Source organism: Pseudomonas cremoris (genome assembly GCF_014230465.1).
The window spans coordinates 207,858-234,371 of record NZ_JAAXCY010000012.1 but is presented as its reverse complement, the minus strand read 5'-3'; the positions used below and the strand labels follow the sequence as shown (position 1 = coordinate 234,371).

The 26,514-nt window shown below is 60.7% G+C and carries 19 protein-coding genes; 16 read left to right on the top strand and 3 right to left on the bottom strand.

Annotated elements, in window-relative coordinates:
- Positions 1-23: 23 nt before the first annotated feature.
- The 4 genes from HF257_RS27195 to HF257_RS27180 all read left to right on the top strand — a co-directional run bounded on the left by HF257_RS27195 (position 24) and on the right by HF257_RS27180 (position 5,999).
- A complete protein-coding gene (locus tag HF257_RS27195; RefSeq protein WP_185708932.1) occupies positions 24-362 on the top strand; it encodes a hypothetical protein in 339 nt (112 codons plus the stop codon).
- Positions 363-458: 96 nt separating this feature from the next.
- On the top strand, positions 459-1,697 hold the full coding sequence (locus tag HF257_RS27190) for a TolC family protein (protein WP_185708933.1): 1,239 nt from the start codon (positions 459-461) through the stop codon (positions 1,695-1,697).
- Entirely contained in the window at positions 1,690-2,907 is a 1,218-nt protein-coding gene (locus HF257_RS27185; RefSeq protein ID WP_185708934.1) for an efflux RND transporter periplasmic adaptor subunit, read from the top strand. The genes HF257_RS27190 and HF257_RS27185 overlap by 8 nt, the downstream gene beginning before the upstream one ends.
- The gene (locus HF257_RS27180) at positions 2,904-5,999 is read left to right on the top strand and encodes an efflux RND transporter permease subunit (protein ID WP_185708935.1); all 3,096 of its coding nucleotides are present in this window, start codon (positions 2,904-2,906) and stop codon (positions 5,997-5,999) included. The genes HF257_RS27185 and HF257_RS27180 overlap by 4 nt, the downstream gene beginning before the upstream one ends.
- Before the next feature lie 115 nt (positions 6,000-6,114).
- Here HF257_RS27180 and HF257_RS27175 read toward each other — a convergent pair whose 3' ends face one another.
- Complete coding sequence (locus tag HF257_RS27175; protein WP_185708936.1) at positions 6,115-7,023, bottom strand: MurR/RpiR family transcriptional regulator; 909 nt, start codon at positions 7,021-7,023, stop codon at positions 6,115-6,117.
- 284 nt (positions 7,024-7,307) lie between these two features.
- On the opposite strand from HF257_RS27175, the gene HF257_RS27170 reads away from it, so the two are divergent.
- From HF257_RS27170 to HF257_RS27130, 10 genes are all read left to right on the top strand, one after another.
- Entirely contained in the window at positions 7,308-9,245 is a 1,938-nt protein-coding gene (locus HF257_RS27170; protein ID WP_185708937.1) for a bifunctional 5-dehydro-2-deoxygluconokinase/5-dehydro-2-deoxyphosphogluconate aldolase, read from the top strand.
- Between the two features lie 176 nt (positions 9,246-9,421).
- Positions 9,422-10,315, top strand: a complete 894-nt coding sequence (iolE, locus tag HF257_RS27165) for a myo-inosose-2 dehydratase (protein WP_185708938.1) — start codon at positions 9,422-9,424, stop codon at positions 10,313-10,315.
- Entirely contained in the window at positions 10,312-11,100 is a 789-nt protein-coding gene (gene iolB, locus HF257_RS27160; protein WP_185708939.1) for a 5-deoxy-glucuronate isomerase, read from the top strand. The genes iolE and iolB overlap by 4 nt, the downstream gene beginning before the upstream one ends.
- A gap of 10 nt (positions 11,101-11,110) precedes the next feature.
- Positions 11,111-13,042, top strand: a complete 1,932-nt coding sequence (gene iolD / locus HF257_RS27155) for a 3D-(3,5/4)-trihydroxycyclohexane-1,2-dione acylhydrolase (decyclizing) (RefSeq protein WP_185708940.1) — start codon at positions 11,111-11,113, stop codon at positions 13,040-13,042.
- A gap of 18 nt (positions 13,043-13,060) precedes the next feature.
- On the top strand, positions 13,061-14,071 hold the full coding sequence (locus HF257_RS27150) for a Gfo/Idh/MocA family protein (RefSeq protein ID WP_185708941.1): 1,011 nt from the start codon (positions 13,061-13,063) through the stop codon (positions 14,069-14,071).
- A 158-nt stretch (positions 14,072-14,229) separates the two neighbouring features.
- A complete protein-coding gene (locus HF257_RS27145; protein WP_185708942.1) occupies positions 14,230-15,258 on the top strand; it encodes a Gfo/Idh/MocA family protein in 1,029 nt (342 codons plus the stop codon).
- 129 nt (positions 15,259-15,387) lie between these two features.
- Positions 15,388-15,573: a hypothetical protein gene (locus HF257_RS33385; protein WP_185708943.1), complete on the top strand. Its 186-nt coding sequence runs from the start codon at positions 15,388-15,390 to the stop codon at positions 15,571-15,573.
- Between the two features lie 49 nt (positions 15,574-15,622).
- Positions 15,623-16,552, top strand: a complete 930-nt coding sequence (locus HF257_RS27140) for a sugar ABC transporter substrate-binding protein (protein ID WP_185712127.1) — start codon at positions 15,623-15,625, stop codon at positions 16,550-16,552.
- A 64-nt stretch (positions 16,553-16,616) separates the two neighbouring features.
- The gene (locus HF257_RS27135; RefSeq protein ID WP_185708945.1) at positions 16,617-18,170 is read left to right on the top strand and encodes a sugar ABC transporter ATP-binding protein; all 1,554 of its coding nucleotides are present in this window, start codon (positions 16,617-16,619) and stop codon (positions 18,168-18,170) included.
- A 27-nt stretch (positions 18,171-18,197) separates the two neighbouring features.
- Complete coding sequence (locus tag HF257_RS27130) at positions 18,198-19,220, top strand: ABC transporter permease (protein ID WP_185708946.1); 1,023 nt, start codon at positions 18,198-18,200, stop codon at positions 19,218-19,220.
- A gap of 45 nt (positions 19,221-19,265) precedes the next feature.
- Here the strand turns inward: HF257_RS27130 and HF257_RS27125 are convergent, their stop codons facing one another.
- Both HF257_RS27125 and HF257_RS27120 read right to left on the bottom strand, forming a co-directional pair.
- Positions 19,266-21,449, bottom strand: coding sequence for a hypothetical protein (locus tag HF257_RS27125; RefSeq protein WP_185712126.1), 2,184 nt, complete (start codon positions 21,447-21,449; stop codon positions 19,266-19,268).
- Positions 21,413-23,755: a dermonecrotic toxin domain-containing protein gene (locus HF257_RS27120; RefSeq protein WP_185708948.1), complete on the bottom strand. Its 2,343-nt coding sequence runs from the start codon at positions 23,753-23,755 to the stop codon at positions 21,413-21,415. Before HF257_RS27120 ends, HF257_RS27125 begins: the two co-directional genes overlap by 37 nt.
- 552 nt (positions 23,756-24,307) lie before the next feature.
- On the opposite strand from HF257_RS27120, the gene HF257_RS27115 reads away from it, so the two are divergent.
- The gene (locus tag HF257_RS27115) at positions 24,308-24,712 is read left to right on the top strand and encodes a TraR/DksA family transcriptional regulator (protein WP_185708949.1); all 405 of its coding nucleotides are present in this window, start codon (positions 24,308-24,310) and stop codon (positions 24,710-24,712) included.
- Positions 24,713-24,808: 96 nt separating this feature from the next.
- Complete coding sequence (locus HF257_RS27110) at positions 24,809-26,479, top strand: methyl-accepting chemotaxis protein (RefSeq protein ID WP_408635741.1); 1,671 nt, start codon at positions 24,809-24,811, stop codon at positions 26,477-26,479.
- Positions 26,480-26,514: the final 35 nt, after the last annotated feature.

Sequence of the window (26,514 nt, the reverse complement as noted above, 5' to 3'; positions counted from 1 at the left end):
GCGCTTGGCTAGACTCGCGCCCCATGAGCCGCCTTCTGCGTTTAATCCTGGTCTTGCTGTTAAGCCTCACGCTTCCCCTGACCGGGATGGCGGGTGTGCCGTCGAGCACCGAACCGTGCCCGATGAAGATGGCCGACATGCAGATGATGAGCGACATGTCGCCCGACTGCTGCCAGGACGGCGTCGACCATGGCAAGGCCTGCAAACCCGGCCAGGAATGCAAGACCGGTGGCGTGTTGCAACTGGCAATGCCTGTGCTCAAGGCACCTTTGACCCTGGCACACCCCTTAGCGCTTAACGGCGCCTCTGACTTTATCCCCGACCGCACGCCGTCCGGCGTCTGGCGCCCACCCCGGGCCTGATTCCTGTTGCACCTGAAGACTCATCCCCCAACCGGGATGGCCTTGCTGTGGGTCGCTTAGTGCGACGCGCAGCGCAACAGACCAGGAAATCTCACTATGAATTCCCTCTACATGCGCGCCCTGGTGGTGGGCGTGCTGGCGTGGCCGGCGTTGGCGAATGCGCTGACCCTGGACGACGCCTTGCGCCTGGCGCAAAACACCGCTCCGTCGCTGGCGGCTGAAGCGGCCAAGCTGCAAGCCGCCACGCAATCGGCGATTCCGGCCGGTGAACTGCCGGACCCGAAGCTGGTGGTCGGCCTGCAAAGCTTCCCCATTGGCGGGCCTAATCGCGGCACGTTGTATGGCGATGACATGACCCAGCAGATGATCGGCATCCAGCAACAGGTGCCCAGCCGCGACAAGCGCAAGGCGCGGGTCGAGTTGGCCGACGCGACCATCGAGCGTACCGCCGCCGAAGGCCGGATCGAACGCCTTAACGTGCGCCAAGCCACGGCCCAGGCGTGGATTCGCGCTTATGCGGTCGAACGCAAAGAGGCTTTGTTCAAGGACTTTTATCAACAAAATCGCCTGTTGCAAGACAGCGTGCGCGCGCAATTGGCCGGTGGCCGTGGCCAAGCGGCCGATGCGGTACTTCCCAAGCAGGAAGCGGCCGAGCTGGCCGGGCGCGAAGATGAGCTGACCCAACAGCGCGCCCAGGCCCGCGCCGCTCTTAAACGCTGGATCGGCCCAGCGGCCAATGAAGCCCCCAGCGGGCAGTTGCCAGACTGGAACATCGACAGTCGCGGTCTGGGCCACAACCTGCACCAGCACCCGGAACTGCAAGCCTTTGTGCCGCGCACCCGTGAAGCGCAGGCGCGATTGCAGGAAGCCAGGGCGCAAAAGACTTCGGACTGGAGCTGGGAAGTCGATTACGGCCATCGCAGTCGTGAGTTCGGCGACATGGTCAACCTGCAATTCACCTTCGATTTGCCGATCTTCGCCGGTCGTCGGCAAAACCCTGGCATCGCGGCCAAGCAGGCCGAACTGGACCAGTTGGATGCCGAGCGCGAGGCCGCCACCCGTGAACATGTCCAGATGCTTGACGATGACTTGGCGGACTACCAGCGCCTGGATCGCGCCGTGCAGCGTAGCCAGGACAGCCTGGTGCCGTTGGCCGAAGAGAAGGTCGCGCTGAGCCTGGCCGGCTATCGGGCAGGCAAGGGCGATTTGATGACGGTGGTCAGTGCCCGCCGAGAGCTGGTCGAAGCCCGTTTCAAACAGATTGATGCCATCGAACAACGCGCCTTGGTTGGCGCCCAGTTGTATTTCGCTTATGGGGAACCTGCCAATGAATAATCGAATCGTCGCCGCGTTAGTGCTGGCGGGGCTGGGCGTCGGTTACGGGGTGGCGCAGTTGCATCCGGCCGCCGCTGTTGGCGTCAAAGAGGACAAACCGGCGTTGTACTGGTACGACCCGATGTACCCGCAGCAGAAGTTCGACAAGCCTGGCAAATCGCCCTTCATGGACATGCAACTGGTGCCGCGCTACGCCGAAGGCGCGGCGATGCAGACGCCGGGTGTGCAGATCGACCCGCGCCAAGCGCAGAACATCGGCGTGCGTCTGGCATCGGTCACCCGTGGTGTGTTGGCCTCGACGCTGGACGTTTCGGGCATCCTCGCCTTCAACGAGCGTGATGTGGCGGTGGTGCAGGCGCGTGCGGCGGGGTTTGTCGAGCGGGTTTACGCACGGGCACCGGGGGATGTGCTCAAGGCGGGCGAGCCCTTGGCAGACCTGCTGATACCGGAATGGGCGGCGGCCCAGGAAGAATTTTTGGCCCTGCGTCACAGCGGTGATAACGGCTTGATCGCCGCCGCCCGTCAACGCCTGCGCCTGAGCGGCATGCCGGCGGCGTTGATCAGCCGGATGGAGCGCAGTGGTCAGGTGCAGTCGGTGCTGACGATCAGCAGTCCGCTGAGCGGTGCATTGCAAACCCTGGAGGTGCGCGAAAGTATGACGGTTGCGGCGGGGCAAACCCTGGCGCGGCTCAATGGCCTGGACCGGGTGTGGCTGCAGGTTGCGGTGCCCGAAGCCCAAGGCGCCGCGTTGCGGGTGGGGCAAACCGTGCGGAGCCGCTTTGTTGGTTTGCCAGGCCAGGTGGTCGATGGCACCGTCAGCGCGATCCTGCCGGCCACTGCCATGGACAGCCGTACGGTGCAGGTGCGCGTCGAGCTGCCCAACCCGGATGGCAACTTGCGCCCGGGCATGACCGCCCAGGTGCGCCTGGCGCAATCCAGCGGGCAACCGGTGTTGCAGGTGCCCAGTGAGGCGCTGATCCGCACCGGCAAGCGTGTGTTGGTGATGTTGGCCGAGGAGGGCGGCCATTACCGTCCGGTGGAAGTCCAGACCGGGGCCGAAAACCAGGAGCAAACCGTCATTCTCAGCGGCCTGCAGGAAGGCCAGCAGGTCGTCGCATCAGGCCAGTTCCTGCTCGACTCCGAAGCCAGCCTCAAAGGCGTAACCGCCGCCGAAGCGGCGATGAACATGCAGCCGGGAGCCCAGCCATGATCGCCTTGTTGATTCGCTGGTCGGTGGCCAACCGCTTCCTGGTACTGCTGGCTACGTTGTTCATCACGGCGTGGGGCGTTTGGGCCGTGCAGAACACACCGGTCGACGCGTTGCCGGACCTCTCGGACGTGCAAGTGATCATCCGCACGCCCTACCCGGGCCAGGCGCCGCAGATCGTGGAAAACCAGGTCACCTACCCAATGACCACCACCATGCTCTCGGTGCCGGGGGCGAAGACCGTGCGTGGTTTCTCCTTCTTCGGGGACAGCTACGTCTACGTGCTGTTCGATGAAGGTACCGACCTGTACTGGGCGCGTTCGCGCGTGCTGGAATACCTCAGCCAGTTGCAGGCGCGGCTGCCTGCGTCGGCCAAACCGGCACTGGGCCCGGACGCTACCGGGGTGGGTTGGATCTACCAGTACGCGCTGGTGGACCGTAGCGGCCAGCACGACCTGGCGCAATTGCGCGCGCTGCAGGACTGGTTCCTCAAGTTCGAACTCAAGACCCTGCCCAATGTGGCGGAAGTCGCCACCATTGGCGGTCAGGTCAAGCAATACCAAGTGCAACTCGACCCGTTGGCACTGGCCAGTCGCGGCATCACCCAGGCGCAGGTCAAGGAGGCTATCGCCAAGGCCGACCAGGAAACCGGTGGCTCGGTGCTGAATATGGGCGAGTCCGAGTACATGGTGCGTGCGTCCGGCTACCTGCAAAGCCTCAGCGATTTTCGTGCGATTCCCCTGCGCCTCGACGCTAACAACGTGCCGGTCACCCTCGGCGACGTGGCAACCATTCAGCTGGGCCCAGACCTGCGCCGAGGCATCAGTGAACTGGACGGCGAGGGCGAGGCAGTGGGCGGCGTGGTGATCCTGCGCAGCGGCAAGAATGCCCGCGAAGCTATCGCAGCGGTCAAAACCAAGCTGGAGCAACTGAAAAGCAGCCTGCCGCCGGGCGTGGAAATCGTCACCACCTACGATCGCAGCAAGTTGATCGACCGTGCCGTGGACAACCTCAGCCACAAACTGCTGGAAGAATTCCTGGTGGTGGCGCTGGTGTGCGGGATTTTCCTGTGGCATTTGCGCTCGTCACTGGTCGCCATTATCTCGTTGCCAGTGGGGGTGCTGATCGCGTTTATCGTCATGCGTTTCCAAGGGATCAACGCCAACATCATGTCCCTGGGCGGTATCGCGATTGCCATTGGCGCGATGGTGGATGCGGCGGTGGTGATGATCGAAAACGCGCACAAGAAGATCGAGGCCTGGCATCACGCCAATCCCGGTCGTGAATTGAAAGGCGACGAGCACTGGAAGGTCATGACCGATGCAGCGGTCGAGGTGGGGCCGGCGTTGTTTTTCTGCTTGCTGATCATCACCTTGTCGTTTATTCCGGTGTTTACCTTGCAGGCCCAGGAGGGGCGGCTGTTCGGCCCGCTGGCCTACACCAAGACCTACGCCATGGCCGCAGCGGCTGGGTTGTCGGTGACGTTGATTCCGGTGCTGATGGGCTACTGGATTCGCGGGCGGATTCCCGATGAACAACGCAACCCGCTCAATCGCGGCCTGATCAAGCTCTATCAACCGGCGCTGGACGCGGTGCTGCGCTGGCCACGCATGACGTTGTTGGTGGCGCTGCTGATGGTCGCCAGCGCGCTGTGGCCATTGTCGAAGCTGGGCGGCGAGTTCCTGCCGCCGTTGGACGAAGGCGACTTGCTCTACATGCCTTCGGCGCTGCCAGGTTTGTCGACACAAACCGCCGGGGAGTTGCTGCAACGCACCGACCGCTTGATCAAGACCGTGCCCGAAGTCGCCCACGTTTTTGGCAAGGCTGGCCGTGCTGAAACCGCGACCGACCCAGCCCCGCTGGAAATGTTCGAGACCACCATCGAGTTCAAGCCCAGGGACCAATGGCGTCCCGGCATGACCCCGGACAAACTGGTGAAGGAACTGGACCGAGTGGTGCAGGTGCCCGGCCTGACCAATATCTGGATTCCGCCGATTCGCAACCGTATCGACATGCTCGCCACCGGGGTCAAGAGCCCGATTGGCGTGAAGGTCGCCGGCACCAGCCTGATGCAGATCGACGCGGTCACCCAGACCGTGGAAAAGGTCGCCAAGGGCGTGCCCGGTGTCAGCTCGGCGCTGGCCGAACGCCTGACCGGTGGGCGCTATATCGACGTGGACATCGACCGTACGGCGGCTGCGCGTTATGGGCTGAATATCGCCGATGTGCAGGCGGTGGTGTCCGGTGCCATTGGCGGCGAAACCATCGGCGAAACCGTGGAAGGCCTGGCGCGGTTCCCCATCAGCCTGCGTTACCCGAAAGAGTGGCGTGACTCAGTGACGGCGCTGGGCAACTTGCCGATCTATACGCCAGCGGGCAGCCAGATCACCTTGGGCACCGTCGCCCGAATCAAAATCAGCGACGGCCCGCCGATGCTCAAGAGCGAAAACGCACGACCCTCTGGCTGGGTGTATATCGACGTCCGCGACCGCGACCTGGCCTCGGTGGTAAAGGACCTGCGTGCAGCGATCGACCAGCACGTGCATTTGCAGCCGGGCATGAGCCTCAGCTATTCGGGCCAGTTCGAGTTCCTGGAGCGGGCCAATGAGCGCTTGAAGCTGGTGGTGCCGGCGACACTGCTGATCATCTTTGTGCTGCTGTACCTGACCTTTCGCCGTGTGGACGAAGCGCTGCTGATCCTCGCGACCTTGCCGTTCGCACTGACGGGCGGGGTGTGGTTGCTTTACTGGCTGGGCTTCAACCTGTCGGTGGCCACTGGCGTGGGCTTTATTGCGTTGGCGGGGGTGTCGGCGGAGTTCGGCGTGATCATGTTGCTCTACCTGAAAAACGCCTGGACCGAGCGCGAGGACGGTGACCTGTTGGCGGCGATCACCGAAGGTGCGGTGATGCGAGTACGGCCCAAGGCAATGACCGTGGCGGTGATCATTGCCGGGTTGCTGCCGATTCTGTTGGGGGGCGGTACGGGCAGTGAAGTGATGAGCCGCATCGCTGCGCCGATGATCGGTGGGATGCTCACTGCGCCGTTGCTGTCGCTGTTCGTGATTCCGGCGGCGTATCGCCTGATGCGCCGCTGATCAAATGTGGGAGCGGGCTTGCTCGCGAAGGCGGAGTATCAGTTAACCTTTTCGGCGGCTGACACACTGCATTCGCGAGCAAGCCCGCTCCCACAGGGATATTCAGTGCTACCGGTCAGTCGTCGAACCCGACCTGTTCGTGAATTTCATCCACTTTCAACTCCAACCGATACGCCACCGCAATAAACAACGCCTGGCACAGGCACAAGGTGGCGCTCAACGAACGGAAGGCAAACGACGACCCTTCATTCACCAACAACACCGCGTTCGCCCGCTTGGCCAGGGGCGACAGGTTGCTGTCGGTGATGATCAAGGTCTTGGCCTGGTGGTGCTGCGCGATGCGCAGGCAATGCTGGGTCTCTTTGCCGTAAGGCGTAAAGCTGATGGCGATGACCAGGTCATTGGCGCGCACGCTGCGCATCTGCTCGCGGTAGCTGCCGCCCAGGCCGGAGATCAAGTGGATGCGCTTGTTGGTGTGCTGCAGGTTGTAGACCAGGTAGTCGGCCACCGCGAAGGAGCGGCGTACGCCGACCACGTAGATGTTGTCGGCATTGACCACCAGGTCCACGGCTTTCTCAAAGGCCACATCGTCCAGTTCCAGTCCCAGGCGCTCGATGCCAGACAAGGTGGCATTCACGCACTCGCGCGCCAGGTCGCCGCCGCTGGCCTTCTGCGACTTGTTGGCGATCATGCTGCGGATACGCTGCTGGTAATTCTGCACCGGCGTGGTCTTGTGGGTATACGCCTCGCGAAACAGCGCCTGCATCTCACTGAACCCGCTGAAGCCAAAGCGCTGGGAGAACCGCACGATGGCCGAGGGGTGCACTTCGCATTCGCGCGCGATGTCGCTGATGCGGTCGACCATGATGCGGTCGCTCTGTTGGCTCATGTAGCTGGCGATGCGCTTGAGCTGGCGCGGCAGGCTCTCGTATTCGTCGGTGATCAGCTGCAACAGGCGCTCGGCATTGACCGGAGGGCTGGCGACGGTGTCTTCCAGGGTGGTCTCGGGATCGGTGCGGGACATGGGCAATCCTTCTGGCTTGTTCTTCTGATGCGCTGATGGGTGGCGCAAGTCTACAGGGTAGGCGCAAAAAAATACCCCGGCATCACGGCCCGCGTGGCTTGCTGAAACGATGCACGGCGGCTGGCGTGCCTCTATGCTGGCGTATTGGAAAAAATATTCCACTAAAAATAATTATGGAATAAATATTGATTGCCGTCGCCGGACGTTCTAGTCTGCATCCACCAAGAGCGTTTGCCGTCGCCACGGCGGTGCAACGCAGGCTGATAAAAATAACAGGAGCCAGCATGGGCCAGACTCGTTTTGCCAGTGGGCGTCAATTGGATCTGATTTGCCTCGGGCGCCTGGGCGTCGACCTCTATGCGCAGCAAGTGGGTGCGCGGCTTGAGGACGTGTCCAGCTTCGCCAAGTACCTCGGCGGTTCCTCCGCCAATATCGCGTTTGGCACCGCACGGCTTGGGCTCAAGTCGGCGATGCTAAGCCGGGTAGGGGACGACCACATGGGTCGCTTCCTGGTGGAATCCCTGGCCCGTGAAGGCTGCGATGTCAGCGGCATCAAGGTCGACCCGGAGCGCCTCACCGCACTGGTGCTGCTGGGCCTCAAGGACCGCGAAACCTTCCCCCTGGTGTTTTACCGCGAAAACTGCGCCGACATGGCCCTGCGCGCCGAAGACATCAACGAAGCCTTTATTGCCTCCAGCAAGGCCCTGCTGATTACCGGCACGCATTTCTCCACCGACAGCGTGTACAAGGCCAGCATCCAGGCGCTGGATTACGCAGCCAAGCACAATGTGAAACGCGTGCTGGATATCGACTACCGCCCGGTGCTGTGGGGCCTGGCGGGCAAGGCCGACGGTGAAACCCGGTTTGTCGCCGACCAGAACGTGAGCGCGCATGTGCAGAAGATCCTGCCGCGCTTCGACTTGATCGTTGGCACCGAAGAAGAATTCCTGATCGCGGGCGGCAGCGAAGATTTGCTCACTGCCTTGCGCAACGTACGCGAACTGACCCCGGCAACCCTGGTGGTCAAGCTCGGCCCACAGGGTTGTACGGTGATCCACGGCGCCATCCCCGCGCGGCTGGAAGACGGTGCGATCTACCCCGGCGTACGCGTTGAAGTGCTCAACGTACTGGGGGCAGGCGATGCCTTTATGTCGGGCTTCCTCAGTGGCTGGATCAACGATGCCAGCGACGAGCGCTGCAGCCAGTTAGCCAACGCCTGCGGTGGCTTGGTGGTCTCACGCCACGCCTGCGCCCCGGCCATGCCGACGCCGGCCGAACTGGAATACCTGTTCAACAGCCCGGTGCCGATCACCCGGCCAGACCAGGACGTGACCTTGCAACGCCTGCACCGCGTGTCGGTGCCGAGCAAGCAGTGGAAGCAACTGTTCATCTTTGCGTTCGACCATCGCTGGCAACTGGTGGACCTGGCGCAACGCGGCGGCCAAGACACCACACGTATCAGCGCGGCCAAACAGCTGTTTATCCAAGCCATCGAGCGGGTGGAGAAAAAACTCGCCGAGCAGGGCGTCGCCGCCGATGTGGGCTTGCTGGCCGACCAGCGCTTCGGCCAGGACGCCCTCAACGCTGCCAGCGGTCGTGGCTGGTGGATCGCCCGTCCGGTGGAAGTGCAGAACTCGCGTCCGTTGGCGTTCGAACACGGCCGCTCGATTGGCAGCAACCTGATCGCCTGGCCGCAGGAGCAGATCATCAAGTGCCTGGTGCAATTCCACCCGGACGATGAACCCCTGCTGCGCCTGGAACAGGAAGCCCAGCTCAAGGCGGCGTACGAGGCCTCCCTGGTCAGCGGCCATGAGTTGCTGCTGGAAGTCATCCCGCCCAAGGATCACCCGTCCACTTACCCGGACGTGCTGTACCGCAGCCTCAAGCGCTTGTACAACCTGGGCATCTACCCCGCGTGGTGGAAGATTGAGGCGCAGTCGGCCGAAGATTGGAAAAAGCTTGATGAATTGATCCAGGAGCGCGACCCGTACTGCCGTGGCGTGGTGTTGTTGGGCTTGAACGCGACAGCTGAGTTTCTCGCCGATGGTTTCCAGCAGGCCAGCCAGAGCACTACCTGCCGCGGGTTTGCCGTGGGCCGCACGATCTTCCAGGAGCCAAGCCGTGCGTGGCTGGCGGGGGAGATTGATGATGAGAGTTTGATTCAGCAGGTTCAGGCGACGTTCGAACAGCTCATCAATGCCTGGCGCAGTGCTCGAGGCTGAACACAGTTCTAAATGTGGAATGCAGTCAAATGTGGGAGCGGGCTTGCTCGCGAATGCGGCGTATCAGTCACAGCATCTTTATCTGACACACCGCATTCGCGAGCAAGTCGAACCGCCGCTCCCACACAAAGCAAATTTCACCTGGCTTAAGTTAGATAAAAACAAAAGGTGCAGCCATGCCCGCAATCCGAATTGGCATCAACCCGATTTCCTGGAGCAACGACGACCTGCCGGCCCTGGGCGGTGAAACGCCCCTGAGCACCGCCCTCAGCGAAGGCAAGGAAATCGGCTACGAAGGTTTCGAACTCAACGGCAAGTTTCCCAAGGACGCCAAAGGCGTCGGCGACGTGCTACGCCCCTACGACCTGGCGTTGGTGTCTGGCTGGTACTCCAGCCGCCTGGCACGCCGTTCGGTGGCCGAAGAAATCGAGGCGATCGCCGGCCATGTTGAGCTGCTCAAACAAAACGGCGCCACGGTACTGGTGTACGGCGAAGTGGCCGATTCCATCCAGGGCTCGCGTATTCGCTTGATCGAACGCCCACGGTTCCACAGCGAGCAGGCCTGGCAGGAGTACGCCGACAAACTCACTGAACTGGCGCGATTCACCCTGTCCCAGGGCGTGCGCCTGGCGTACCACCACCACATGGGTGCCTATGTCGAATCCCCTGAAGACATCGACCAGTTGATGCAGCGCACCGGGCCGGAAGTCGGCCTGCTGTTCGACTCGGGCCATTGCTACATGGGTGGCGGCGATCCGCTTGAGGTGCTGAAAAAACACATCGACCGCGTCTGCCACGTGCACTTCAAGGACGTGCGCAAGCCGGTGGTGCAGCTGGCACGCAACCAGATGTGGAGCTTTCCGGATTGCATCGTCAACGGCACCTTCACCGTGCCCGGCGATGGCGACATCGACTTTGCCGAACTGCTCGACGTGTTGCTGGCCGCGAAATACGAAGGCTGGCTGGTGGTTGAAGCCGAACAGGATCCGGCCGTTGCGCCGAGCTACGTGTATGCGAAAAAGGGCTACGACACGCTGCGTGCGCTGCTCACCGAGAGGACCCACTCATGAGCCTGCTGGTCAAGAGCAACAAACGCGGGCAAACCATGGTCGCCTTGGAAGACGGGCGGTTGGAGTACGTAGGCTTCAAGGCCTACCGCTTGAGCCTGGGTGAAACCCTGCCGGTCAACGCCGCTGACAAGGAACTGTGCCTGGTGCTGCTTAGTGGTCGGGTGAACATTGAAGGGGAGGGCTTCAACTGGCAGAACCTGGGTGATCGCCAGTCGGTATTCGAAGACAAATCCCCCTTTGCTGCCTACCTCCCTCCGGGCACCACGGCCCAAGTCACCGCCTTGAGCGATGTACAGATTGCCGTGTGCGCTGCGCCCGGTGCCGCAGGTTACGAGCCACGCTTGATCCGCCCGGAACACTGCAAGCGCAGCGTGCGCGGCAAGGGCGCCAACACCCGCTACGTGTGCGACATCCTGCCGGACACCGAGCCGGCTCATTCGCTGCTGGTGGTGGAAGTGCGTACGCCGTCCGGGCATTCGTCCAGCTACCCGCCGCACAAGCACGACACCGACGACTTGCCGCACCAGAGCTTCCTTGAAGAAACCTATTACCACCAGATCAACCCGCCCCAGGGCTTCGTGTTCCAGCGCGTGTACACCGATGACCGCAGCATCGACCAGGCCATGGCCGTGGAAAACAGCGACCTGGTGGTGGTGCCCAAGGGCTATCACCCGGTCAGCGTGCCGTACGGCTACGAGTCCTACTACTTGAACGTGATGGCCGGCCCCAAGCGCGCCTGGCACTTCCACAACGACCCGCAGCACAGCTGGCTACTGGACCTTTAAGGGGCGCGACATGACCACAACCCGACTGACCATGGCCCAGGCCTTGGTGGAGTTCCTGGACAACCAATACATCGAAGTCGATGGCGTGCAGAGCAAGTTCGTCGCCGGCGTGTTCACCATTTTCGGCCACGGCAACGTGCTGGGCCTGGGCCAGGCGCTTGAGCAAGACAGCGGCGACCTGGTGGTGCACCAGGGCCGTAACGAGCAGGGCATGGCCCACGCGGCCATCGGTTTTGCCAAGCAACACCTGCGTCGCAAGATCTACGCGTGCACGGCGTCCGTCGGTCCCGGCGCCGCCAATATGCTGACCGCCGCTGCCACCGCCACCGCCAACCGCATTCCGCTGTTGCTGTTGCCCGGTGATGTGTACGCCAGCCGCCAGCCTGATCCAGTGCTGCAACAGATCGAACAGTTCCACGACCTGAGCATCAGCACTAACGATGCGTTCCGTTCGGTCAGCAAATACTGGGACCGCATCAACCGCCCCGAGCAGTTGATGACCGCTGCGATCCACGCCATGCGCGTGCTCACTGACCCAGCGGAAACCGGCGCTGTGACGCTGGCGTTGCCTCAGGATGTGCAGGCCGAAGCCTGGGATTACCCGGATTATTTCCTGCAAAAACGTGTGCACCGTATCGACCGTCGCCCGGCCACCCCGGCAATGATCGGCGATGCACTGGCCGCGTTCCGAGGCAAGCGCAAGCCGCTGATCATCTGCGGTGGCGGGGTGAAGTACTCCGGCGCAAATGCGGCGCTGCAGGCCTTCGCCGAACGTTTTGATATTCCCTTCGCTGAAACCCAAGCGGGTAAGAGCGCCGTGGTTTCCAGCCATCCGCTGAACCTGGGTGGCATTGGCGAAACCGGCTGTCTGGCAGCCAACCTGCTGGCGCCAGAGGCGGACCTGATCATCGGCATCGGCACCCGTTACACCGACTTCACCACCTCGTCCAAGTCGCTGTTCAAGCACCCGGACGTCAAGTTTCTCAACCTCAATATCAGCGCTGCCGACGTGTTGAAACTCGACGCTGTGCAAGTCTTGGCTGATGCCCAAGTGGCGCTGGACGCGCTGGCCGATGCCTTGGGCGATTACCGCTCCGGCTGGGGCGAGCAGGTCCAGGATGCCAAGGCGCAGTTGGACGCCGAAGTGGACCGTGTGCATCAGGTCGAATATTCGGGCGACGGTTTCGTGCCCGAGGTCGACGACCTTCTGGACCGTGCCGTCCTGCGCGAATTTATCGAACTGACCGGCTCCTGCCTCACCCAAAGCCGTGTGCTTGGCGTACTTAACGAAACCCTGGCCGACGACGCCATCATCGTCGCCGCTGCTGGCAGCCTGCCCGGTGACCTGCAACGCGCCTGGCGCAGCAAGGGCGTGAACACCTACCACGTCGAATACGGTTATTCGTGCATGGGCTACGAGATCAATGCCGCGCTGGGCGTGAAACTCGCCGAGCCGAGCAAGGAGGTCTACGCCCTGGTCGGCGACGGCTCCTACATGATGCTGCACTCAGAACTCGCCACCTCGATCCAGGAGCGGCGCAAGATCAACGTGGTGCTGCTGGACAACATGGCCTTCGGTTGCATCAACAACCTGCAGATCGGCAATGGCATGGACAGCTTCGGCACCGAGTTCCGCTACCGCAATCCCGAAAGCGGCAAGCTCGACGGCGGGCTGATCCCGGTGGACTTCGCCATGAGCGCAGCGGCTTACGGCTGCAAGACCTACAAGGTCAGCACCGTCGAGCAGTTGGAAGCGGCGCTGGCGGATGCACGTACCCAAACGGTTTCAACGCTGATCGATATCAAGGTGCTGCCCAAGACCATGATCCACGGCTACTTGTCGTGGTGGCGAGTGGGCGTGGCACAGGTATCGACCAGCGAGCGCACGAATGCTGCTGCAAAAAAACTCAATGAACACCTGGCCAAGGCCCGGCAGTACTAATAACAAGAGGAGTTTTGTATGTCTTTGAAGCTTGGAGTCATCGGTACTGGCGCTATCGGCCGGGACCATATCCGTCGTTGCAGCCAGACGTTGCTCAATAGCCAGGTCGTTGCCGTAACGGACATCAACCTTGAGCAAGCCGCGAAGGTGGTTGCTGATTTGAACATCAGCGCCGAGGTGTATTCAGACGGTCATGCGCTGATCAATTCACCGGAGGTCGAAGCGGTGCTCGTGACCTCCTGGGGCCCGAGCCACGAAGAGTTCGTGCTCGCCGCCATCGCCGCCGGCAAACCGGTGTTCTGCGAAAAACCCTTGGCCGTCACCGCCGAAGGCTGCCGCAAGATCGTCGACGCCGAAGTGGCCTACGGCAAGCGTCTGGTGCAAGTGGGCTTCATGCGCCCGTACGACGAAGGTTATCGCGCACTGAAAGCGGTGATCGACAGCGGCCAGATCGGCGAGCCGCTGATGCTGCATTGCGCGCACCGCAACCCCACGGTGGGCGAGAACTACAAGACCGACATGGCGATCACCGACACGCTGATCCACGAGCTGGATGTGTTGCGTTGGCTGCTCAACGACGACTACGTGTCGGTGCAAGTGGTGTTCCCGCGCAAATCGAGCAAGGCCCTGGCCCACCTGCGTGACCCGCAGATCGTGCTGCTGGAAACCGCCAAGGGCACGCGCATCGACGTGGAAGTGTTCGTGAACTGCCAGTACGGCTACGACATCCAGTGCGAAGTGGTGGGGGAGACCGGCATTGCCAAGCTGCCGGAGCCTTCGCAAGTGCAACTGCGCAGTGGCGCCAAGTTGTCGAATGCAATCCTGATGGACTGGAAGGATCGGTTTATCGGTGCCTATGACGTGGAGTTGCAGGCGTTCATCGACAGTGTGCGGGCGGGGCAGGTCGGTGGGCCTTCGGCGTGGGATGGGTTTGCGGCGGCCGTTGCGGCGGATGCGTGTATCGAAGCGCAGGGCAGTGAGCAGATTGTGAAGGTGAGCTTGCCGGATCGTCCGCGTTTCTACGGCTGATCCCAATCCCACAAGTGGAATGCAGTTAAAAGTGTGGGAGCGGGCTTGCTCGCGAATGCGGAGTGTCAGTCAGCATATTTGTAACTGATGTACCGCTTTCGCGAGCAAGCCCGCTCCCACATCTAGATTGGGTTTCCACTTCTAGAAGGAGTGAAATCATGCGAATCGGACTAGTCGGCTACGGCCACGGAGGGCGCTTCTTTCATGCGCCGCTGATTGCAACCTTGGCCGGCGCCACGTTTGTCGGCGTTGTCACACGCTCAGCCGAGCGCCGCCGGCAACTGAGCACCGACCATCCTGGTGTGGAAGCGTTTGACTCCATCGGCCAGATCGTCGAAGCCGGCGTCGACGCGCTGGTCATCTCCACCACCCTCAAAGGCCGCCCGGCCCTGGTGCTGGAAGCTATCGAACATGGCGTTACCGTGGTCAGCGACAAACCCTTTGCCGCCAATGCCGAACAGGCCCAGGCGCTGATCACCGCCGCTGAACGCCAGGGCACCGCTCTGAGCGTCTACCAGAACCGGCGTTGGGACTCGGATTACCTGACCCTGCGCAAACTCATCGACGCCGGCGCGCTGGGCACCATCACCCGTTTCGAATCCCGTGTGGAGCGCTACACGCCAGAGGCGGTAGGCAATGCCAGTGGCGGTGGTTGGCTGCGGGACTTGGGCAGCCACTTGGTGGACCAGGCGTTGCAACTGTTCGGTCCGGTGGACCGGGTGTTTGCGCAATTGCAGTTCAGCCCCGAGTTTCCTGCCCTCGACCATGGCTTCTTCGTCTCTTTAACCCATGCCAACGGCGTGATTTCCCACCTGTGGGGCAGCGCATTGCAAAACAGCCAGGCGCCGCGTTTTCGCGTCAATGGCACTTCGGGTTGCTACACCGTCGATGGCCTGGATGGCCAGGAAGACGCATTGATCGCTGGCAAATCGCCGAAAACCGAAGGTGAGCACTGGGGCGCCGAAGAGCACCGACGCTGGGGCTGGTTTGAACAAGGCTCGGAACGTGAGCGGGTGCCGTCGGAGAAGGGCTGCTGGACGCAGTTCTACCGCCAGTTGCAAAACGCCGTGCACGGGCAGGGACCGCTGCCGGTAGACGCCTATGATGCGTTGGAAACCACCCGTATATTGGACGCCGCACGCCTCAGCGCCGAGCGCCAGCAGGTGGTTTCAATAAAAATAGAATAAAATTCTAAAACAGGTTGATATGGAAATTATTTTCTAATAAAGTCTTTTCCAGGTTGCAATAAAGTACGTTCGGGCTCGACCCGCACGACTCAAACAAAAACAAGATCAAAAACAACCAGGTACCGTCAGATGAAAATCTTTAACGCTGTACTGCGAGTTTTACGCCCCACCTCAGCGCCCCGCGATCTGCCTCGCGCCCGGCCGTTCTATTTCTCTTTCCTCAATGTGCTGTGCGTCGAAAACAAAGGCGCGCTGGTCTGCTGCATTCCCGGCGCCCCCATTGTTCGACTGCCGAATTCGCAAGGCCCGCTCTGATCAACGCAACGTCCAACAAAACCAACAAGAAAGTGGAGACAGACCGTTCATGAAGACCCCGATCCGTTTTACCGCGCTGGCCTTGTCCATGCTTCTGGCCAGCGGTGTTGCCTCGGCTGCCGATCTCAAGATAGGCGTGAGTATGTCCGCCTTCGATGACACCTTCCTCACCTACCTGCGTGAAGACATGGACAAGCAAGCCAAGTCCTATCCAAAGGGTGACGGCGTGCAGCTGCAGTTCGAAGACGCCCGCGCCGATGTGGTCAAGCAGCTCAGCCAGGTTGAAAACTTCATCAGCCAGAAAGTCGACGCCATCATCGTCAACCCGGTGGACACCGCTTCGACCGCGAACATCATCAAGGCCGCCACTGCGGCGAAAATCCCGTTGGTGTTCGTCAACCGTCGCCCTGACAGCCCCACATTGGCCCCAGGCGTAGCGGCTGTGACCTCCGACGACGTCGAGGCGGGCAAGCTGCAGATGCAGTACATCGCCGAGAAGCTCGGTGGCAAGGGCAACATTGTGATCCTGTTGGGTGACCTGGCGAACAACTCCACCACCAACCGCACCAAAGGTGTGAAGGAAGTCTTGACCAAGTACCCAGGGATCAAGATTGAACAGGAGCAGACCGGGATCTGGCTGCGTGACAAGGGCATGACCCTGGTTAACGACTGGCTGACCCAGGGACGCGACTTCCAGGCGGTGTTGTCGAACAACGACGAGATGGCGATCGGTGCCGCGATGGCCTTGAAATCGGCAGGCAAGAAAGGCGTGCTGATCGCAGGTGTCGACGGCACGCCGGACGGCCTGAACGCGATCACCAAGGGTGACATGACCGTGTCGGCGTTCCAGGACGCCAAGGGCCAGGCGGACAAGTCGGTCGAGACGGCGCGCAAGATGGCAAAAAACGAGCCTATCGAGCAGAACGTGGTGATCCCGTTCCAACTGATCACCCCGGAAAACGTCAAAGACTTCAAATAGCCTGACATAACAACAATAAGCCGGCAGGGCGGTCACGGCCGCCTTGCAGATGGAGTACCTCCCTATGCTTGCGCAAGCCACTGTCTCCCAGCCTCCTGGCATCCAGCCCGCATTGCTGGAAGAACCCTACCTGCTGGAAATCGTCAACATCAGCAAAGGCTTTCCCGGCGTTGTGGCCCTGGCCGATGTGCAACTGCGGGTGCGCCCCGGCACGGTACTGGCGCTGATGGGCGAGAACGGTGCGGGCAAGTCGACGTTGATGAAGATCATCGCTGGCATCTACCAGCCTGACGCCGGGGAAATTCGCCTGCGCGGCAAGCCGATTGTGTTTGAAACCCCCCTGGCGGCCCAGAAGGCCGGGATCGCGATGATCCACCAGGAACTCAACCTGATGCCGCACATGAGCATCGCCGAGAACATCTGGATCGGCCGCGAGCAGCTCAACAGCCTGCACATGGTCAACCACCGCGAGATGCACCGCTGCACTGCTGAACTGTTGGCACGCCTGCGCATCAACCTGGACCCCGAGGAACACGTGGGCAACCTGAGCATCGCCGAGCGGCAGATGGTCGAGATTGCCAAGGCCGTGTCCTACGACTCCGACATCCTGATCATGGATGAACCGACTTCAGCCATTACCGACAAGGAAGTGGCCCACCTGTTTTCGATCATTGCCGACCTGAAATCCCAGGGCAAAGGCATCGTCTACATCACCCACAAAATGAACGAAGTATTCGCCATTGCCGATGAAGTGGCGGTGTTCCGCGATGGTCACTACATCGGCCTGCAACGTGCCGATAGCATGAACAGCGACAGCCTGATTTCGATGATGGTGGGCCGTGAGCTGAGCCAATTGTTCCCGGTGCGCGAGACGCCTATCGGTAACCTGCTGCTGTCGGTGCGCAACCTGACCCTGGATGGTGTGTTCAAGGACGTCTCCTTCGACCTGCATGCCGGTGAGATCCTGGGCATCGCCGGGTTGATGGGCTCGGGCCGTACCAACGTGGCGGAAACCATTTTCGGCATCACCCCCAGCAGCAGTGGCCAGATCAGCCTTGATGGCAGGGCGGTGCGCATTACCGACCCGCACATGGCCATCGAGAAGGGCTTTGCGCTGTTGACCGAGGACCGCAAGCTCAGCGGCCTGTTCCCGTGCCTGTCGGTGTTGGAAAACATGGAAATGGCCGTGCTGCCGCATTACACCGGCAACGGTTTTATCCAGCAGAAAGCCCTGCGCGCACTGTGCGAGGACATGTGCAAGAAACTGCGGGTGAAAACCCCGTCCCTTGAGCAGTGCATCGACACCTTGTCCGGGGGTAACCAACAGAAGGCCCTGCTGGCACGTTGGCTGATGACCAATCCGCGGCTGCTGATTCTCGACGAGCCCACCCGTGGTATCGACGTCGGCGCCAAGGCCGAAATTTATCGCTTGATCTCCTTCCTCGCCAGCGAAGGCATGGCGGTGATCATGATCTCCTCGGAGCTGCCTGAAGTGCTGGGCATGAGCGACCGCGTGATGGTGATGCACGAGGGCGAATTGATGGGCACCCTGGACCGCGATGAAGCGACCCAGGAAAAAGTCATGCAGTTGGCTTCCGGTATGACGGCAGTTCACTGACGCACAGAATAAAAAAGGTGATTGGCTATGAACGCAATAACGGATAACAAACCGGCTTTGGCGCCAACCAAAAGTCGTCGGCGCATGCCTACCGAGCTGAGCATCTTCCTGGTGCTGATCGGCATCGGCCTGGTGTTCGAGGTGTTTGGCTGGATCGTGCGTGACCAGAGCTTCCTGATGAACTCCCAGCGGCTGGTGCTGATGATCTTGCAGGTGTCGATCATCGGCCTGCTGGCCATCGGTGTGACCCAAGTAATCATCACCACCGGCATCGACTTGTCCTCGGGCTCGGTGTTGGCGTTGTCGGCGATGATTGCTGCGAGTTTGGCGCAGACTTCTGACTTTTCTCGGGCGGTGTTTCCGAGCCTCACCGACTTGCCGGTGTGGATTCCGGTGGCGATGGGGCTGGGCGTGGGGCTGCTGGCGGGGGCGATCAACGGCAGTATCATTGCCGTTACCGGTATCCCGCCGTTCATTGCGACCCTGGGCATGATGGTGTCGGCCCGTGGCCTGGCGCGTTACTACACCGAAGGCCAGCCGGTGAGCATGCTGTCGGACTCGTACACGGCCATCGGCCATGGAGCGATGCCGGTGATCATTTTCCTGGTGGTGGCGGTGATCTTCCATATCGCGCTGCGCTACACCAAGTACGGCAAGTACACCTACGCCATTGGCGGCAACATGCAAGCGGCGCGCACGTCGGGTATCAACGTCAAGCGCCACTTGATCATCGTCTACAGCATCGCAGGCCTTTTGGCTGGTTTGGCCGGCGTGGTGGCCTCGGCACGTGCTGCCACCGGTCAGGCTGGCATGGGCATGTCCTATGAACTGGATGCGATTGCTGCGGCGGTCATCGGCGGCACCAGCCTGGCGGGTGGGGTAGGGCGTATCACCGGTACGGTGATCGGCGCGTTGATCCTCGGTGTGATGGCTAGCGGGTTTACCTTTGTCGGGGTGGATGCGTATATCCAGGACATCATCAAGGGCCTGATCATCGTCATCGCTGTGGTCATCGATCAATACCGCAACAAGCGCAAACTCAAGCGCTGATTGAAAAAAGGGGGCGAGCGCCTGCCGCCCCCTCCCTGCGGCGGATCAGTTCGCCAAGGCCAAGAACCGCTCGGCCAGCCCGAGGGTTATTTTGCCCCGATGCACATCCACCACTTCCTGCGGACTTTGCGCACGGGCTAGCAATGAATGGTAACTGTCGGTGCGCTGCTCCTTGGTTTTCAGGTGGGCGACGCTGTACTGGTGCTTGGGTGTATCCAACTGAGGATAATGGAAGTGCGCGTACCACAGGGCGCGGCCGCCTTTATGGTTGACGGCGTACTCCTGAATGAAATCTCCCCGCAGCGCCACCCGCGCGCCGAGCCTTGCGAGCTGGACGGCGTCCTGTTCAAGTAGGTACATCACGTGGCTGTCGGTGGGCAGAATCTGCAAAGTGCGCTCGATACGCAACGTATTGCCTTTGGCCTTCAAGGTGGTGTGTGCAGTGCGCAATTCGGTGACCAGCTTGCGGTCCGCCGCTGTGTGCTGGTCCTGAGGTTGGGCTGAGAGTGCGCGCTCCAGTTCTTGCGCCAGGTTATCGAAACGCCTTGCCTCGGTTTCAAGGCTTTCCTGTATTTCGATCGGATACCTGGAGACCTTGGCGTAAGCGGTTTCACGGTCGATGACCGCTTGCAATTCATTGACTCGCTTGCGCGCATCTCCTTTGACGATGCTCAGGGCGCGCGTATCAGGTGGCAGTTCCGGCTGGGGTTTGCGCTCTATCTTGACGTCGTCCCAGGCATCTTCGTGCTGAGTGTAAGTGCCTGACAGGTCGTCAGCCTCGTCGAAGCGCACCTCCACCGCCTCGATAGGCAGGGTGGTTCCGGCGGCTTTTACGTTGCCAATCAACACCCCTTGTTTGCGGGTCTTGATGACTTTTTTCTGTGGTTTTCCCGGTGCGTTCAGTGTGCGCTTGGGAGCCTTCTTCGCGGCCTCGGCTACGGGTTTGACCTCGGCAGCCAGTTGCAGCACGACATCTTGGTACAGCGAGTTCAGCAAGGCCTGGGTTTGCTGGAAATAGGCCATGTTGAGTTTGTCGGCGTGAACCAGTGCCATGCCCTGCATGCCGTCGATGACCTGGCCGTACTGCAGCAGCAGGCTATCGAGCACGGCCAGGCGGTCGGGTGCAGATAGATTCAACTGGTTGAGTTCGCTATGGGTACGCACTTGCTGGCCCAGCGGGCTGAGCAGAAGATCCAGTTCGCGGATGAAGCCTTGTTTTAAGTCTTTATTGCTCAGGTATTTGAGGTTATGCAATTGGCTGAATTTCAGTGCTATGGCGGTGAGTTCGGCCGGACGGTCTTTGGTTAATCGTTTATAGGCTTCTTCGCCTGGGCGTCCGAGATTGAACAGCTCCTGCAGGTGATTGTCGGTGAGCTCTAGCGCGATCATCTGCCGTTCATTGATAACGATGAGATCTTTGATAAACCCGGTATAGCCAGTCGGGTCGGCAACTACCATCGGTATCAACTGGTCGACGGGTAGTCTGAAGTTAGGGTGTGCGGCATACAGCGCTTGGCGATCCAGGTCAGCCAGCACGACGGACTTGCGCGCGTTGTTCACGGTGTTTTCCATCAGGCGGCTGATGGTGCTGGTGTCCAGCGGGATATTCAGCTCGTTGCGCTCGTTGCGACTGTCGATAAGACTTTTATAAACCCGCGTTTGCTCGTCGAGCGCCGCATCGAAAGCCTTGCGCATCCTGGCTCGGTCGGCAGTTGTAGACTTGGGGTTGTTATTGGCGAGGTTCATCAATCGCTCGGCAATATCGGCCTTTTTTTGCAGGGTCTCTTGCTGGCTTTTTGTTTCGATAACTCTACCTTCATGCGTCTCTGTTCTGGAGCGGATGAAATGGTCCCACTCTTGTTCCAGTTGCTGCTTGCGTTGTGCCTTCTGTTGGCGAATAGCATCCCGCCGCTTGGGCGGCATGCCGCCGCGCAGGCGCAGTTGCAAGTCGAGTGACCAATTGCCTTGGTCGTCCGATTGCAGGTAGGGCCCGTGGCGGCGAGTATTGAAGGGGTCGACTATGACTACGCGGCCTGCCTCCATCCGAACCTGATACCAGCGCCTGTCGATCACGGCGTACCAGTCGCGCAGGTGGTTGTACAAACCGCGGCGCGGGCCGCTTTCCACCACAGCGGGGATTATGTGAGGCTTGGGCGTCTGAAATTGCCACAGCCGCTGTTGCTGCTGCGCCGTCAATCGATTGCGTGCGCTGGAAAAGCTGAAATCCAACACCGTGTCCGACAGCCCCCGTTGTTACCGTCCAGCAGCACCGGGCCTTGCTCTATAACGGGCGTGGGCCACTGCTCGGTGAGTTGGCGCTCGAAGGGTGAGCGCAAGGCCTTCCAGCGGCTGCCTGCGGGCACCGGGGTTGGCGGGGTTGCTGACGGTGCAAGCTGGAACGTGAGCATTGCGATATTGACCAACAGATCGACCCACGCCAGCTCGCGCGCGATCGGATCCTCACTGTTGAGTGCCGGGATGTCCTTGACGGCGCTGGCCATGAGGCTGAGCAGCCAGCCGGCGAGCATCAGGGGGCCACGCACAAGTGGCAGCAACAGGCTGTTGAAAAGCAAACCGGTGCCCTCCAGGAATACCGCCCAGCGACTTTCGGCGTTGGACACGGACTCCCGGTCGGCCTGGTCCACCAGTGCGCGGGCATTGGCGCCATACAGGTATTCCATCAACTGGCCGTTGGCGAGGTATTGCAGCAGTTCGTCGCTGGCACCGTCCGTGGCCAATTGAGCCGGTTTGGGCACTTCCAGTGGGCCAAACTCTGTTCCCAGGCCAAAGCGCACGTAGTGCGGTTGCTGGAACCCGCCATTGTCATAAATCGAGCGGGCGCTGTCCGAGAGCCAAGCCAGCACGCTGGACTGCAAAGCCCCTGGGCTAGCAATCGCTTCCAGTAACGACTGACGGCTGGAAAATTGCTGCAGGGCTTCGGCATACAACGGCCTATACAAGATGTGTGGCCCGGCCTGGCCGCTTTCGGATTCGATGATGTACATGTTGGCCACCACGTCTGGCACGGCCAGGGGTTTGCGCACCAGGGCCAAATGACGGATGACCACCGCTGCGCCGTTGACTCGACGTTGATCGCTGGTGTTACCCATCAGCGCTGCGACATACGCGGCGCCCTCGGGGGTGAACCCGTGTTCTTGCTTGAGGCTCAGTTCCAACGCCTGCATAGGCAAGACTACTTGGGCCTGTTCGGCGAACTGCTGCTCGCGCTGGCGGCTCTTGGTGTTACCGCCCAGCAACAGGGTGTTGAGACGTTCTGGGTAGGTCTTGCCGATGTCCACCTGCTGGATGGGACCATCATTGGCTTGGATGTAGTCCGCGGTGAGCCATGTGGGCAGGGGGAGGGCGTTGCGGTGGGCGATGGTGAAAGTCCCACTGGGTTTTGCGTGCAGGTTTTTGATCGCAAGATCGGTGAGGCTCATTTCCACCTTTTCCACATAGCCGGCACCGCCTGGGTAACCGACCGCGACGGAGAAGGTCAGCAACAGGTCATCTGGCTGAAGCTCTGAGGCCTGCGTCTTATCGAGTCGGGCGGCATCGCTTTTGAGTCTTTGGGCCAAGGCCTCGCGTGCAAAAGCACGGATATCCGGGATGTCACTGAGGAACGTGCGCCCCCCACTGCGTTTCTTGGCGCTGGCAAGCTGTAAGCAATAGTGCCGATAGCGTGCACGATCGGCAGCGGGCGCTTGTTGCAACCAGGTTGGAGCCTGGAGCCCTGGGGTCGCCAAACTCTGCAGCACTGGCGTTCCCGTGGTTGAAAAGTAAGGGTAAGGATCGGTGATGTGGCGGTAGACCGCTTCGAGGGTTTCGAGGCCCTGGGAGCCGGGAAGGCTCAGGGTCGCGATCTGTTGCAGTTGTTGATCAAGGATTAGCGCCGCCTGTGTGTCGAACAGGTTGCCGTCCGGCTCTAGGCGCTGCAGCGCTACGTGTTCTACGACGACTTCCTGCGTTACCCGAAGCATCCAGGCTTGCAAGGCGGCATCTGCGTTGGTGAAACGCTCACACGTGCCGGAGGGCGAGTACAGCAGTGCAGTGGATTGACCGTTGACCAGCACAAGGTCCGGGCCATACACGGTTTGCGTACCGTTCGCCGCTTTCAGCTTGGCCAGTGGGCAATAGGCATGCACGGCGCTGTTGCCGAACTTGGCAATACGCTGGTCGCGGTCGGGATAGTCCACTAATTGATGGAGTGCCTGGCGGTCAGTCGTTTCCAGGTCTGTCTGGCGGATAGTGATGAGGTTCAGGGTGTTCATCAGCAGTTCGCTGAGCCAGCGCCAGCGAGTGACTCCAGTGTCGGCCAGTGCGCGCCAGTAGTCAGCCAGGGCATCTTGCAGGGCGGTTGGCAAGGCTGCGGGCAGGGCCTTGATCAACCCTTCAATCACTTGTGGGGGAGGTCGCTTGCCATCCGCCGTCTTCAGATGGGCCGGAGGTCTATCGGTAAAAAAGCAGGCATGTGAGCCGCGGTCACTGAAATCCACGGGTGTGCCGTTGCCAAGAAAATCGAGCACCAGAGGCATCAAGGGCTGCAGTGTCCAGCCGCCTCCTGAGAGGGGGGTTCAAGTCCAGTTGCAGCGTGGGAAAGGTGTAGGCGAGGTCGGCGCTAAGCAATGCCTGAACCACACTGGCCACATTGGGGCGACTGGTGAACTGGGCACCGACGGCATCGGCTGGCGTTGAAAGAGGAAGGGTCGTCATCAAAGGTCCTTTTTTCACTGCGAACGTGCAGAGGCCATCAGCTAATTCCTTTTCTACCCAAAGTGGGTGTTATGTATTGCTGAGTGACAGATCAACCGTTTGTCTTCTATATAGCTCCACAACACTGAATTTCTTGCTATAAACGCACTCCGATAACCGTTCGCCGAGCCCGTCCTGGTGCTTTTAAGGCTTATTTCGGAAAAATTGCCTGTCTTTTCAGTTGCTGCGCCCTCAAGTCGGCCTTAGACTGCCGCCCCTCGTAAATTGAGTGCCGGGTGGCGCTTGGAATGGACGGCGCCTTTCCGAGACCTGCAGAGGTCGGCCGGAACGCTCCCTTATTCGCCTTAATGCACGTATTTTTTATAGAGAAATCAATGACAAAGGAAAAGTTGCTGGCCATGCCGGCGGATGACTACATGAATGCCGAACAGCACGCTTTTTTCGAGCAGATGCTGCAAGACATGAAAGTGGAACACCACGAGCGCATTGAACAGAACCGTATCGCCATTGAAAGCCTGGACACCCCGGCAGACCCGGCTGACGCCGCTTCCGTGGAAGAAGAGCGCACCTGGCTGGTAAACGCCATCGATCGCGACCAGCGCATGCTGCCGCAGCTTGAGCGTGCACTGGACCGCATCAAGGAAGATTCCTTTGGCTGGTGTGATGACAGCGGCGAGCCGATTGGCCTCAAGCGCCTGCTGATCAGCCCCACCACCAAGTACTGCATCGAAGCGCAAGAGCGCCACGAGCAGATCGACAAGCATCAGCGCCAAGCCTGATGCGGTGAAGCTGGGGAGCCGTTTATACGGTTTCCCAGAGAAAGACCCGTTACGCCCCGTCTATTGATCTACTGCAAGCTCCCCCACTAAAGGCCCATGGATAATGGCCGTATAGTGGCGTTTAATGCAGCGACAATAATGACAAGCAGTGGGGTAACGAAGATGGCTGGAGACGGATCTCTGATGGGCGCAGCAGTACCACCACAAACGGTGGTGCGCGGGTTGCCCGGCTGGCTGACGCCGCTTTTGCAGAGCACCGCCCTGGTGCTGGTGCTACTGGGCCTGGTGTTTGCCAGCTTGCCGTTATACCTCTGCCTGCCACTGGCTTTGCTGGTGATCTGGCTACCTCGTCTTAAAAGTCACACGTCGGTTGTTGTGCCCTCGTCAGGTGCTGACGCCATTGGCGAGCTCACCCGTGACTTGTCCCACACCACCAGCCATAACGCGCTGTCCGCCGCCGGCGTGGCCTATTCGGTCAAGCAACTGGCTGCACGCTTGCAGTCGCAATTGAGCGCGGCCAAGCAGATTGTCAGCAGTGCAGAAGTGATGATTGGCACTGAAAAAATCACTTCCCAACTCAGCCGCGAAGCCTTGGCCGCTGCCAGCCAGGCCCATCAACGCAGCACCGAAGGCCGTGAAGTGCTGGCCCAGTCGATCACGCAAATGCACCAACTCAGCCAGCGCGCTAATGCCAGCCGTGAGCTGATTGAGGCCTTGAGCCAGCGCAGTGAAGAAATCCAGCGAGTGACCTTGGTGATCCAGTCGATTGCCAGCCAGACCAACCTGTTGGCACTCAACGCGGCGATTGAAGCGGCGCGGGCCGGCGAGCATGGTCGCGGCTTTGCTGTGGTGGCCGATGAGGTGCGCGGTTTGGCGGGCCGCACGGCGACGGCCACCGATGAGGTCGGGGTGATGGTGGCGGATATCCAGCAACGTACTGCTCAGGTGGTAGAACAGATTCGTCAGCTCTCGGCGGACCTGCACACCGGCGTGGAGCAGGTGGAGCACGCTGGGGAGCAGTTGCAAAGCATCGCCAGCCTGGCTGCAGATGTGGAAGGCCAAGTCAACGAGATCGCCCAGGGCACCGACACCAATCGCATCCAGCTCGACAGCTTGTTCCATGCCGTGGAGCAAATGCGCAGCGACCTGGCAATAAGCGACCAGCAGACCCGCCAACTGGCCGATGCCGCTGTACAGATGGAAGGGCAGGCCGAAACCATCAGCGAACGGTTGGCGGAAGTTGGGCTGGACGACTATCACCAGCGTGTCTACGACCTGGCCCGCGAAGGCGCCGGCCGGATCAGCGCCCAATTCGAGGCCGATATACAGCAGAACCGCATCAGCCTGGACGATCTGTTCGACCGCAGCTACACGCCGATCCCGAATACTCGCCCGAGCAAGTTTCACACGCGATTTGATGGCTACACCGACCAGGTGTTGCCGGCCATTCAGGAGGCGTTATTGCCCCGCCATGAAGGGCTGGTATTCGCTATCGCGTGCACGCCCCAAGGCTATGTGCCGACCCACAACAAGGCGTTTTCCCAGGCACTGACCGGCGATGTGCAGGTGGACGCGGTACAAAACCGCACCAAGCGCAAGTTTGAAGACCGTACCGGAATTCGCTGTGGCAGCCATCAGCAGGCCGTATTGCTGCAGACGTACACGCGCGATACGGGTGAATTGATGCACGACTTGTCGGTGCCGATCATGGTTGGGGGGCGGCATTGGGGCGGGCTGCGCCTGGGCTACAAACCCGAAGGGGCTTAGGGATTATTGCTGTTTATGCAATGGAGCTATTCCGT